Raw genomic sequence first — 10,130 nt, 5'->3', positions numbered from 1 at the left:
ATCAGCGAGGTCTTCGAGGCAAACTACCGTGTCTACGGGGCCAGGAAGATCTGGCGTGAGCTGAACCGGCAGGGCCGCCGTGTGGCCCGCTGCACCGTCGAACGCCTGATGCGCGAACTTGGCATCACCGGAGCGGTCCGTGGTAAACTCGTGATCACCACGCTGCCCGGCGGGCAGGCCGAACGGGCGCCGGACCTGCTGGACCGCGACTTCGTCGCCGCCGCCCCGAACCGCTTCTGGGTCGCGGACTTCACCCACGTGAAGACTTGGGCCCATGTCGTCTACGTCGCCTTCGCCGTCGACACGTTCTCCCGCCGGATCGTCGGCTGGTCCGCGGCCACCGTGAAGGAAACGGTCTTTGTCCTGGACGCCCTGGAGATGGCCGTGTGGCAACGCCATCGCGACCAACACCCAGTTAGTCCAGGCAAGTTGATCCACCACTCGGACACCGGGTCTCAATATACGAGTTTCCGGCTCGCCGAGCATCTGGACACCGCCGGCATCGCCGCCTCGATCGGATCGGTCGGCGACGCCTACGACAACGCCCTGATGGAGAGCACGATCGGCCTGTACAAGACCGAGCTGATCAAGCCCCAACGGCCCTGGAAGACGCTCTCCCAGGTCGACTTGGCCACCGCAGAGTGGGCCGACTGGTACAACCACCGCAGACTCCACGGTGAGATAGGGCACATCCCGCCCGTCGAGTACGAAGCCAATCACTACAAGGAATCCACGAAACCCCAGGTCGCAACCACAATCTGAGATCTCTACCGAACCCGGGGCGGTTCACTCACCAGCAAAAACACCAACCGAGCCTTTACACGCTAGAACAACCTACAACCCACCCCGCCACACACAACACACAACACACAACACACAAGCCCAGCCCACACACCCCGCCCACCCCGCCCCAACCACCCACCCAGCCCCTCAACACACCCACAACACCCCAGGCCAGCAACCACCCGGCACACCAACAAACCCCCCACCGAGCCTCACCCGTGGCCCCGACGACGGTGGTGCGCACGGGACTTGAGTCGACCGGACGACAGGAGCACCGACGGCGCGGACCGTGGCCGGGGCCTCGGTCCGCGCCGTCCTGCTCGCTCAGAGGGTGCACCGCGCGGGCGTCAGCGCACGCTGTTCACCTTGTTCAGCGCCTTGGCCAGGCCGGAGGCCCACAACTGGTCGACGCGGGCGCGCTCGTTGGCGTTCGGGTAGCGGTTGGTACAGGACGGGCCGGGGCCGCCGCCCGACATCAGCTCGCTGCACGGGCCGCTGTAGTGGTCGGGCAGACCGAGCACGTGCCCGGTCTCGTGGGTGACGACGCGGACCGAGTCGTACTGCTGGTTCTGCGAGTAGTCCAGGAAGATGTAGCCGCGGCCGTGGCCGTCGGTGGAGGCGTAGGACCCGTTCTGCGGGTCGTTGCCCTCGTAGTACGAGAAGTCGGCATTGCCGGAGGAGGCGGCCAGCTTGACGTTCGAGACGGAGCTGTTCCAGATGGAGGCGGCGCTCGATATCTGCGAACCGAAGCTGGGCGCCTGGGCGGCACTATAGTAGACGGTCACCGACTTCAGGTTGGGGTGTGCGGCCTGCTTCTCGGCGACCGACTTCATGACCGCGTCGAAGAACGCCTGGGTGTCGGCGGAGTGCGCGGCCGTACCCGTGTACCGGGCGACGGTGGCGGGACCGGAGGTGCCCGGGGCGGCGGCGGCCGGCACGGCGGTGCCCAGCGCGGCGGAGGCCAGGCCGAGTCCGAGCGCGAGGGCCACGAGTCTGCGGACGGACTTCCTGGACGCGGCGCCGGTGCGGGAGGACGTCATGTGGGGGCTCCTGCTCGTTCGGTGTGGGGTGTGAACGGTCGGTTGCGGATGAGTCTCGGGCAGGCCAACGCCCGCCGGGATGATGGCAACTTGGGATAGCACGGAGCTATCGGGGCCGACTCGTACGGATCCGTCGCCATTTGCTCGTCTGGTGCGGTGCCACCGCCCCGCCCTACGCTCCCCCTCATGGAGCTCGAGGTGAGGCATCTGCGCGTGCTCTGCACCATCGCCGACACCGGCAGCCTGCACCGGGCCGCCCGTGAACTCGGCATGGCGCAGCCCTCGTTGAGCACCCAGCTGCGCCGGATCGAGCAGACCCTCGGCGGTCAGCTCTTCGTCCGCGCGCGCACCGGCTGCCGGCCCACCCCGCTGGGACGTGCCGTGCTGAGCCGGGCCCGGCCCCTGGTGAGCGAGCTGGCCGCGCTGGTCACCGAGACCCGGGCGGCCGCGGCCCGTGCGGACGGGCCCCAGTTGCGCATCGGCGCCACGGCGAGCCGCGCCATCCCCGGCTGGCTGCGCCGGCTGCGGGCGTGCACCCCGCGCACCGAACCGACCCTCCAGATGGACGTCTCCGCCAACTCCCTGCTGCGCATGGTCGCCTCGGGCCGGTTCGACATGGCGTTCGTGCACGAGGTGGAGGGCAGTCCGCTGCGGGTGCCGGCCGGGCTGTGCCTGCGGGTACTGGTGGAGCGCGAACCGCAGTTCGTGTGTCTCGCCGTCGACCATCCGGCGGCGGCGCGGCCCGAGGTGCGGCTGTGCGATCTGGCGGCGGACCGGTGGATGGTGGACTCCACGGTCGACGGGGAGTGGGACGCGCTGTGCCGGGTGCTGCGCACGGCGGGGCTGCGGCCCGACATGCTGCACGGCGACTACCTCACCGCGTACTCGCTGGCTGCCACCGGGGAGGTGGTGACGGTCAGTCAGCCCACGGCACGGCCGCGTTCCGACCTCGCCGTACGGCCCCTGCACGGCGATCCGATCGGGGTGCGGCTGCTGCTGGCGGCACGCAGCGAGGAGGAACTCGACCGGGGGTACGCCGAGTTGGAGGAGGCGTACTGGGAGGCGGCACTCCAGGCCCCGGCCTACCGGGAGTGGCTGGGCCGTACCGGCACGGCGAGTACGGCGAGTACGGCGAGTACGGCGACGACCGTCGATGCCGCCACCGGCACCACCGGCACCACCGGCACCGTGGACACCGTGGACCCGGCGAGCGCCCGCCGGCCGCTTCCCTCGCCGGGCGCGCTGCCGCGTCCGGACGGGCGCGGCGGGCGGCGGGTGGCCGCCGGATGAGGCCGCGCGTCCGTCCGGGCGAGCGGACGCGGGTCAGGCGTGCGGAGCCTCCTCGGCGGGCAGCGCCTCGCGCATCGCCCGCGCGGTGGCGGCCGGGTCGTAGCCCTCCGGTACCCCCTCGACCAGGATGATGTCGCCCTCGACATGGCGGGAGCGCAGCGGCGCGATCTCCTGGTAGGCGGGCGAGTCCCAACAGGCCCGCGCCTCGGTGATCCCGGCGAAGCCGATGACCACGACATGGCCGGGCCAGGCGCCCTCCGTCACCTCGTGCGCGGTGGCGTGCACCAGGAAGCGACCCCCGTACGGCGTGAAGGCGGCGGTGATGCGCGCGATGTACTCGGCGGTCTCGGGGTGCGCCGCGGCCTCGCGCAGATGGGCTATGACGTAGGCGGTCATGACGTCCTCCGGTCGGTCGCGCCGGTCCCCCTGCGTACGCCGGTGATCGCGGCACCTGGCGCCCGGCGGTGTCGATGACCTGGCCGGTAGCCGGCCGGTGAGGACCGGCGAGCGGGACGGCGCGTCAGCCGGCCGCGTGCGCCGGGCGGGCCTCACGGCCGCCGGGATGGCGGTGCCGCCAGGCCCAGAAGACCGCGCAGGAGACGACGGCCCAAGCGGCGAGGACCAGGAACGGGAAGGCGTGCTGGTGCCCGGCGAAGCAGACGGCCGTGTGCTGGGCGTTCACCGAGGCGCCGGGCGGCAGCCAGCGGCCGATCTCGCCGAACGGGGACGGCAGCAGCGGCCAGGAGACCGCGCCGCCGGAGAAGGGGTTGCCGAGCAGCACCATCACTCCCCAGGTCGGCAGCATTCCGGGTCGTAGGGCACACAACTGACCACCTGGCAGCCGTAATGCCGGCCCGCGGCGACCATCTGCGGATGCCGCACCGGAATCCCGGCGATGTGCTCGACGGTCACCGTCTTCGCATTGTCGGTCAGCACATACGTCGGCGCCCCGCCGATCCGCCTGAGCGTGGTGTCCAGACAGGCCACCAAAGTGCCCAACGTGCAGTCCCAGACCGGGATCACCACCCGGAACCGCGACCAGGACAGCCATGCGCAGAACAGCCAGGTCCGACGCCCTGCAATGCGCGGACCCTCACCCCAGTCGAACTGCAGCCACCGGCCCGGCTCGGAAATCCACGGGCGGTACGTTCGTCGCTTGCCCGCCTTCCACGCGGTCTTTGCCGTGTTCACCGCCCGTCTCGTCGAGCGTTCGCTGCCCCGGTAGCCCATCTTCACGAGCTTGTCGTGGACCACATCGGCGCGGATCGTCGCCTTCGACTGCTCGACCCACTCCTCGACCTTCTCCAGGAACGCGTCGATCATCTTCGGCCGCGGCTCTCGCTCATAGGGATTGCGCCCGCCGTTGCGGGCCTCGACATACCGCTTGACCGTCTTCGGGTCGTGCCCCGTCAAGGTCGCCGCAGACCAGACCGTCCCGGTCAGGTCGTACGCCTCAAGGATTTCCATAATCTCCGTGTCAGACTTCGTCACAGGACCTCTCCGGCCGGTAGCTGATGCGTGGAAACACCAGCAAACGGTCGGAGGGGTCTCCTCCAGTTAAGGAAGTGATCAGGAACACCACTGGTCAGACGGCCGGCCACCTGGAATTCCGGTGGCCGTCAGCCTGGACTCGGCTGGCCGCACATCTGGACTTTGCCACGGCCGCCGTCAGCGGTTTGAAGCCTCCCCCCGCAGGGCGACTCCGAAGGGCCGAAAATCCTTCATCTCTCGTGCAGCACCGCGTTCAGCTACTCAACTACCGCAAAGCAGCCTCCCGCGTTCGTGGCACACCTTTTTTCAAGATCTCGATCGTCTTCTGCTGTTCGGCGCTCTGCCTGCGCAGCCGCTTCAGCTCCTCGCGCTCCGCGCTCGTCAGCTCTCCCGACGTGCCTCCACCACGGTCGATCCGGTCGCGCTTGACCCAGCCACGCAGACTCTCCGGGCTCACCCCCAGATCCCGCGCGACCTCCGTGATCGTCTTGTCGGAGGAGCGGGCCAACGCGATCGCGTCCCGCTTGAACTCCTCCGAATACCGCTTCGAGTACTGACTACCCACCTGGCACTACTTCCTCTGGAACCTCATGTCCCAGTCTCCAGGTGTCCAGTCACAAGGGGAAGCTTCAACCGAGCGGTCACCCCGCCGGCACAGCTCGACTATCTCGGCCTTGAACTCCGGGGTGAACGAGCGGCGAGGGCGAGGCTTCTTCTTCCCCATGCTCTCCATGATGGACATCATCCTTCCGGGACCGAAGCCCCTGATCTCCGATGTCCGTCAAAGCGGATCAAGCCCACACAGCGTCGGCGCGGGCCGCCGTACGACGAACGGGCGGAGCCCCGTCGATGCGCCCGTCGAACGGGACATGACGGGGCTCCGGCCTTTGTCCGGCGTCGCGCGTCCGGTCAGCTCTCGTCGGCACCCGCCAGGCCGGACGTGCCGGACTTGCGCAGGTGCACCAGCAGGCCGATGAAGCCCGCGAAGAATCCACTCGCCAGTCCGGTGATCGCGTGGTTCACCGTGTTAGCCACTTCGTCGGCGGGCAGCCCGACGACAGTGCCGTTGATGCAGGCGCTCACCAAGGCGCCCATGACACCCCCGAAAAAGCCACCGGTCGCGGCGATCCGAACATGAGCGGAACGTTTATCGCCGCGCACGGATGGGGTACGTGTGCTCACGGAAATGGGTCCTCCCCGACAGGCCGCGGACAGAGCGTCGGCGGCGATACGGCAAACCCTGTGTCACCGGTCCTGGCTCTGTCAAACGTGGCAGGCGGGCGGTCGACCAGGCGAAACACATGTGCGCGTCTCCCCACTCACCGCCGAACCCTCGCGAAGACCCGACGGCGATGGTGGGCAAGCAGGGTGAACCTTCTTCGGCCCACGGCTCGTGTTGTTGATGGACGGCGTGCGGCGCGGTCCGTGAGGACACGATGTCGTGCCGGCGACGGCAGCGGACAGAAAGGCGGCGATGCGGTATCGCTGTGCGGGCGGACCAACCGGGTTCCCGGAGGCCACCGATCGCTCCGGCACCGGCCCGCCGTGAACCGCCGAAGACCGGCGTGCGAATGGCCGGATTCCTTCCACGGGTGATCTCGACCGCCGTTGTCGGCACCGCGGTTCTCCTCGTTCTGGTGCTGGCCACCCGTCCGGACCACGCCACGGATCGGGGTCTGCCGGATGTCCTCGGGACGGGGCAGGGCTGCCGCTCCCTGCACGACCCCCGGTACGAACTGTCCTGTGGGACGGCCGCGTTCGGTGACGTGAGGTTCCATCGTCCCGTCGGCCAGTCGGGTTCGGCCCGCCGGACGACCAGCGTGACCGTGCGCAACACCGGCCCTGTCGTGGTGGACGTCACCTCGGTCACCGGCGCACATGAAGGGGACCGTCGCTTCTCGCTCACCCCGGCGCTCGCACCCGGCCACAGCGCGACGCTGCGCACACGTCCGGCGGAGAGGTACTTCTTCGACATCGTGCCGCGGTCGGCCGTGCCCGGCCTCGGGGCGATAAGACCGGAATCACGGCGTCGCCCACGTGTCTTCCGAGCCTGCGTATGGGCGGCCCGGGACGACCGTGCTCCACCGGCTGCGGGCCGTGCCCGACCCGCCGGTCCCGGGCTGACCGGCACCGGCGGGGCGGTGCGGGATCACTACGACGTCCCGCCGCGTGGACTACTGGAAGTCGCACCCCGGGTTGGGAGCGTCCTCGGCCAGCGGAGCCCCGTGCGGCAGCACGTACAGCACATCGAGGACGACGTCGGTAGTACCCAGATTGCGCCCGATGTGGACATGGTCCGCTCCGGACGGCTCCGTCAGATGATCACCGGCCTGGTACACGCCGTCCGACTCGCAATCCGAATCGAAGTGACTGAGGGTACCGTGCTCGACAAAGCCGTAGAGCGTCCCGTCATGGAAATGCCAGCCAGTGCCCTGCCCCGGCGGGATGGTGATCCGACGCAACACGTAGTCCTTGCCACCGAACGTGGTCTGGGACAGAACCGTCCCGCTGACTCCGGGCCCGCCCGGGGTGGCGTCGGCGGAGGTGGCGGTGGCGAGGGACAGGCCGCCGATGACAGCCGTGGCCAGGCCCAGCCGCAAAAGCTTTGTGCGCAAGGGGTCACACCTTTCTGACATGCAATCCATGATGGCAACGCGTGTACGCGTTTCAGACCACATCGATCCTAGGTATGAGATGGGAAGGCACTGCGAGACGGTCGTGTGCGTTTGGTCGGGAAGCTGTCAAGAGTTCATACGTGTTTCGGATGAGCGTGGCGGATCCGGCTTGGCACTCGGAAGCGTGGCGGATCCGGCCTGGCACCCGGCCGCCCCGGGAGCGCCGAAAAAACCTTTGCGCAAGGTGGCTTCCAACGCGCTGACGAGCCTGTGCGCCCCATACAAGTCGGCCCCATCTCACCTGCCGGGAGCAGGGGAGCCGGTCACACGCACTCAGATACCTGTGCGTACATCCACACATGGCGCCGTCCCGGCATAGAGGCAGCAGGTTTCTACGGACGCTCCCAGGGCGCCACATACTCGTCAGTCAGTATCGTTGTCCAGATCGCGCCGCCACGGGGCGAACCGCGCCGCCGACGGCCACGGTCCGCCGACCCGCCCCAGCCTCGATCGCCGACCGCAAGAGACCACAGGAACACGGGCCGCGAGGCCGACCTGGGGCGGCAGCCGATAGCGGTCTTTGGTTGACGTCCTGATCACCGTTAGTAGATTCAGCAGACGGTATACACGTGCGCTGCATCGGCAAGAAGGCCAGATGACCGTCGCCACCCCGTCTGCCGTGATCGAGCGGGTACTCGGTTGGCTGAGCGACTTGGAGGTGGCGCTCGCCCGGGAGGACCGCGCCGCCCTGGGCGACCTCTTCCGCGAGGACTGCCACTGGCGGGATCTCGCCGCCTTCACCTGGGACGTCTTCCAGACGTCCGGCCTCGGCTCCGTCGCCCCCGGGTTGCTGCTGCCGGCGGCCGAGGTGCGACCGACCGGCTTCGCCCTCGACCCCGCGCGCCCGGCGCCGGGGCACGGCACCCTCGGCGGGGAGGAGATCGTCGAGGTCTTCTTAGAACAACCGCGGATAGATGCCCTCGACGGCCGACTTCAGGATCTTGGCGCGCTTCGGGCAGAACCGGTAGATGCCGTCCTCGAACACCATCTCCCCGTCGTCCTTCACCAGCTCCTTCCTCGCTAGCCACTGCACCGGCGATTTCCCTTCCATCTCCTGCTCACCCAGCAGCCCGCAGTACCGCTTCATCGCGTCCGCGGCCGTCGCCCTGCCCTGCCCTGCCCTGCCCGTCGAAGTGGAACGACGTGCCCACCACCATCGCGTCGAGGTCCCCCTCCGGCGTCGACCTGACAAGGCGACGTGGTATCAGGACGGCGACGCCGGCTACATCGAGTACCCCAGCCACCAGTACTGAGCGCGGATCCGGCCTGCCTACCCCTCATCGGCCTCCTGGTCGGCGGCTTCGTTGGCGCGGTCGATCTCGGCCATGTGCTCCTCCGCCCAGGTCCGCACCCCCGCAAGCGCGGCTTCCAGAGGCAGCCCGAGTCCGGTGAGTCGGTAGGAGACCCGCGGCGGCACGATCGGTTCGACCCGGCGCGACACCAGCCCGTCGCGGGTCAGGCTTCGCAGCGTCACGGACAGCCTCTTCTGTGAGACGCCAGGCATCCGGCGTCTCAGTTCCGCGAAGCGCACCTCGTCCGGTGCGGTATCGGCGAGCGTCTTGACGGCCATGGACGTCCACTTCACCGATGCGGTCCAGCAACTGCCGCGTCGGGTAATGGGGATCGAACAGATCGCCGTGCACCCCGCGACCGGTGGCCGGGGCTCCTCGGGTGGTCACCTATGGATCACCACCTTCCCTGAAAGTGCCGTCCAGGAAGCGATCGGCCAGTTACCTATCGATCTGCGGTCACCAATGGTAACCAGCCGGAGGAGCCGTCATGCCCGCCACCACCGCACACCACCTGCGCCGCATCGCGACGAACGGCGTCCAGCTCAATGTCGCAATCGCCGGGGACGGACCTGCGGTTCTCCTGCTGCACGGCTTCCCGCACACCTGGCAACTCTGGAGCGGCATCATGGGCCGACTGGCCGGGCAGTACCGGGTCATCGCCCCGGACCTTCGAGGCTTCGGTGCCAGTGCACGTGCCATCGAGGGTTACGACGCAGGCACCCTCGCCGCCGACGCCGACGGGCTGCTCGACGCACTCGGCGAGCCCTCGGCAGCGGTGGTCGGTATCGACGCGGGCACCGCCCCCGCCGTCCTGCTCGCGCTGCGCCGGCCCGGCCTCGTCCGGCGCCTGGTCGTGATGGAGGCACTGCTCGGCCGCCTGCCCGGAGCGGAGCACGTCGTCGCGGGCGGTGCCCCGTGGTGGTTCGGCTTCCATGCCGTCCACGGCCTCGCCGAGACCGTCCTGGCCGGCAACGAGGCCCCGTACGTCGACTGGTTCCTCGACTCGGGGACGCTCGGGCGAGGAGTACCCGACGACATCCGCGCGGCCTTCGTCCACGCGTACACCGGGGTAAGGCCCTGCGCTACGCGTTCTCCCATTACCGGGCCCTGCCCACCAGCGCGCAGCAGATCCAGGACGCCGTCGCGACGGCTCGGCTGACCATGCCCACCATGGCCGTCGGCTCACCCCGTCGGCACCGGGCTCGAACGCCAACTCCGTCCCATCGCCGATGACCTGGCCGGACACCATCTCCAGGACTGCGGCCACATCATCCCCCTCGACCGCCCCGACGCGTTGTTCGCGCTCCTTGCTCCCTTCCACTCTGCCGATCTGCCGATCTGCCGAAGTGACTGAAGCGGGGCCGGAGGATCACGGTCAGCGGTTCGGGCGTTCGTCCCAGCGGTGGGGCCTTGTCCCCGGAGAGTGGACACCTGTTCGTGTTGTTATGCGGCAAGTGTCAGGGTAGCTGACTGCTGTTCGTAGGCGATCGGTGTCTGCTGTCCGTTCGCCGAATGCCGTCGTCGGGTGTTGTAGCGGGTGGTCCAGCGGAAGACGGCCA

General features: G+C 68.9%; 10 protein-coding genes and 3 pseudogenes. 5 read left to right on the top strand and 8 right to left on the bottom strand.

Going from position 1 to position 10,130, the window contains the following annotated elements; genetic code table 11:
- A partial coding sequence (locus ACFYPJ_RS38885; RefSeq protein WP_389026838.1) for an IS3 family transposase occupies positions 1-762 on the top strand: 762 nt, incomplete at its 5' end.
- 368 nt (positions 763-1,130) lie between these two features.
- On the opposite strand, the gene snpA is transcribed toward ACFYPJ_RS38885, so the two are convergent.
- Positions 1,131-1,823, bottom strand: coding sequence for a snapalysin (gene snpA, locus ACFYPJ_RS38880; RefSeq protein ID WP_389026836.1), 693 nt, complete (start codon positions 1,821-1,823; stop codon positions 1,131-1,133).
- Positions 1,824-2,009: 186 nt separating this feature from the next.
- Here snpA and ACFYPJ_RS38875 point away from each other — a divergent pair, with 186 nt between their 5' ends.
- The gene (locus ACFYPJ_RS38875) at positions 2,010-3,113 is read left to right on the top strand and encodes a LysR family transcriptional regulator (RefSeq protein WP_389026834.1); all 1,104 of its coding nucleotides are present in this window, start codon (positions 2,010-2,012) and stop codon (positions 3,111-3,113) included.
- A 33-nt stretch (positions 3,114-3,146) separates the two neighbouring features.
- Here the strand turns inward: ACFYPJ_RS38875 and ACFYPJ_RS38870 are convergent, their stop codons facing one another.
- From ACFYPJ_RS38870 to ACFYPJ_RS38845, 6 genes and pseudogenes are all read right to left on the bottom strand, one after another.
- A complete protein-coding gene (locus tag ACFYPJ_RS38870) occupies positions 3,147-3,509 on the bottom strand; it encodes a DUF1330 domain-containing protein (protein ID WP_389026832.1) in 363 nt (120 codons plus the stop codon).
- Between the two features lie 124 nt (positions 3,510-3,633).
- Positions 3,634-3,927 (bottom strand): annotated as a pseudogene (locus ACFYPJ_RS38865) (ABC transporter permease); the annotation flags it as partial.
- Positions 3,897-4,604 (bottom strand): DDE-type integrase/transposase/recombinase, encoded by a 708-nt coding sequence (locus ACFYPJ_RS38860; protein ID WP_389026830.1) that lies wholly within the window; start codon positions 4,602-4,604, stop codon positions 3,897-3,899. The pseudogene ACFYPJ_RS38865 and the gene ACFYPJ_RS38860, both read right to left, overlap by 31 nt.
- Before the next feature lie 265 nt (positions 4,605-4,869).
- Positions 4,870-5,169 (bottom strand): transposase, encoded by a 300-nt coding sequence (locus tag ACFYPJ_RS38855; protein WP_389026828.1) that lies wholly within the window; start codon positions 5,167-5,169, stop codon positions 4,870-4,872.
- A 344-nt stretch (positions 5,170-5,513) separates the two neighbouring features.
- On the bottom strand, positions 5,514-5,786 hold the full coding sequence (locus tag ACFYPJ_RS38850; RefSeq protein ID WP_389026826.1) for a hypothetical protein: 273 nt from the start codon (positions 5,784-5,786) through the stop codon (positions 5,514-5,516).
- A gap of 992 nt (positions 5,787-6,778) precedes the next feature.
- A complete protein-coding gene (locus ACFYPJ_RS38845) occupies positions 6,779-7,204 on the bottom strand; it encodes a cupin domain-containing protein (RefSeq protein WP_389026840.1) in 426 nt (141 codons plus the stop codon).
- A gap of 670 nt (positions 7,205-7,874) precedes the next feature.
- On the opposite strand from ACFYPJ_RS38845, the gene ACFYPJ_RS38840 reads away from it, so the two are divergent.
- The gene (locus ACFYPJ_RS38840) at positions 7,875-8,303 is read left to right on the top strand and encodes a hypothetical protein (RefSeq protein WP_389026824.1); all 429 of its coding nucleotides are present in this window, start codon (positions 7,875-7,877) and stop codon (positions 8,301-8,303) included.
- Entirely contained in the window at positions 8,248-8,532 is a 285-nt protein-coding gene (locus ACFYPJ_RS38835; RefSeq protein ID WP_389026822.1) for a hypothetical protein, read from the top strand. Before ACFYPJ_RS38840 ends, ACFYPJ_RS38835 begins: the two co-directional genes overlap by 56 nt.
- Positions 8,533-8,549: 17 nt before the next feature.
- On the opposite strand, the pseudogene ACFYPJ_RS38830 reads toward ACFYPJ_RS38835, so the two are convergent.
- Positions 8,550-8,958 (bottom strand): annotated as a pseudogene (locus ACFYPJ_RS38830) (winged helix-turn-helix transcriptional regulator).
- Positions 8,959-9,058: 100 nt separating this feature from the next.
- Here ACFYPJ_RS38830 and ACFYPJ_RS38825 point away from each other — a divergent pair.
- A pseudogene (locus ACFYPJ_RS38825) lies at positions 9,059-9,925 on the top strand (alpha/beta fold hydrolase).
- The last annotated feature ends 205 nt before the right edge of the window (positions 9,926-10,130 follow it).

The organism is Streptomyces sp. NPDC006012 (assembly GCF_042871185.1).
In the GTDB taxonomy this organism is placed as follows: Bacteria; Actinomycetota; Actinomycetes; order Streptomycetales; family Streptomycetaceae; genus Streptomyces.
The sequence above is the reverse complement of the archived record's forward strand: the minus strand, read 5'-3'. Positions and strand labels throughout refer to the sequence as shown.

What these genes read in the sequence shown, in the direction of transcription:
- snpA (WP_389026836.1), bottom strand. Translation starts at nt 1,823, where the DNA reads ATGACGTCCTCCCGCACCGGCGCCGCGTCCAGGAAGTCCGTCCGCAGA.
- ACFYPJ_RS38875 (WP_389026834.1), top strand. Translation starts at nt 2,010, where the DNA reads ATGGAGCTCGAGGTGAGGCATCTGCGCGTGCTCTGCACCATCGCCGAC.
- ACFYPJ_RS38870 (WP_389026832.1), bottom strand. Translation starts at nt 3,509, where the DNA reads ATGACCGCCTACGTCATAGCCCATCTGCGCGAGGCCGCGGCGCACCCC.
- ACFYPJ_RS38840 (WP_389026824.1), top strand. Translation starts at nt 7,875, where the DNA reads ATGACCGTCGCCACCCCGTCTGCCGTGATCGAGCGGGTACTCGGTTGG.
- ACFYPJ_RS38835 (WP_389026822.1), top strand. Translation starts at nt 8,248, where the DNA reads ATGCCGTCCTCGAACACCATCTCCCCGTCGTCCTTCACCAGCTCCTTC.